This is a genomic window from Microcoleus sp. AR_TQ3_B6 (genome assembly GCF_036702785.1).
Classification (GTDB): Bacteria; Cyanobacteriota; Cyanobacteriia; order Cyanobacteriales; family Microcoleaceae; genus Microcoleus.
This window is the reverse complement of sequence record NZ_JAUBVJ010000247.1, coordinates 1-1,081: the sequence shown is the minus strand read 5'-3', so window position 1 is coordinate 1,081 and position 1,081 is coordinate 1. Positions and strand designations below refer to the sequence as shown.

Sequence of the window (1,081 nt, the reverse complement as noted above, 5' to 3'; positions counted from 1 at the left end):
AGTCCTGCTGGGAATAGTCCTTGACCTTGGCGTTAACCTCTCCCCTGTGAGCCAATAAATATTGCTTGCTTACGCGCCCAACCCCAGGGTAGCCGAGAGAAATGGTCTGCGTTAAAATTTCTACGATTTCCGAGAGGTATATTGGCACTACATTTTCATCAGTCGTCACCTCGATGCAGGCCAAATCTAGCGAGGGGTGCAGGAACCATTGCCCGACAGGTTTTACATCGGTCGATCCAAATTCTATGAATTTTTTGTCGTCTCCTACATTATGTTTCGCAGAGACCATAAAAAACTTGCTCGACTGAGGCGATATTTTTGATACAAAGCCGGTCCCGGTGTAAAGGTCGCCCAGACTATCGGACACAATGACCGGCAGAACCGACTTCTCATACTTTTCTATTAAATATGACGTTCCGTTGACGATGTTATCTATGAGAGATAGAGCTTTAAATCTTGCGACTAGCTTATGGTTCCATTGAAACGACACCGCGTTTCCAGGGACCAGGTTAGTCATATCACCAATGAACATCCACTCATTCAATTTCCTCAAAGCGCGTGAAGCGTATTCTGTAGATAAACTTGAAGTATTAGTGCTGCTTTGCAGCAAACTAAGAAACTCCATGCCGGAAAAGAAGCCGGCCTCAAGCAATGCGCGGCGCTGGACGTACTCGGGATGCGCCGACATGCACTGATTTACAAAAGATTTATACCTATTTTCATCTGAGACTATATCCAGCAAAGCAAGCAGGGCCAATCTATCAGGCTGGTTCTGCGCTCTGATTGAAATTTCGACAATATTTGGCACGCGGACCTGCTCCAGCTTGAGTAGATTCAACCCTTATCGTTTTCCATATGCCTGACGCTGCAGTTCCGCGTCCCAGCTCAGCAAGACCCTGCGCTTCATCGTCCCCGTCGGATTATCAACATTGTGGCGATCGAAGACAAAACGTGCACTTGCGCGGCACTTTGGCGAAAGAGCCGCACTCTGAGTCTCACACTCGCGTGCGAAGAACTTCGACGCATCGTTGTGGGTCACGCTGCGGACTTGGAGCATCAATTCGGCGCCGGTCAGGATGCG

2 protein-coding genes are annotated in these 1,081 nt (G+C 48.6%); both read right to left on the bottom strand.

The window, feature by feature from the left end:
* On the bottom strand, positions 1-838 hold an 838-nt coding region (locus QUB56_RS36995), incomplete at its 3' end, for a hypothetical protein (protein ID WP_332961318.1).
* 3 nt (positions 839-841) lie between these two features.
* A partial coding sequence (locus tag QUB56_RS36990) for a hypothetical protein (protein ID WP_332961317.1) occupies positions 842-1,081 on the bottom strand: 240 nt, incomplete at its 5' end.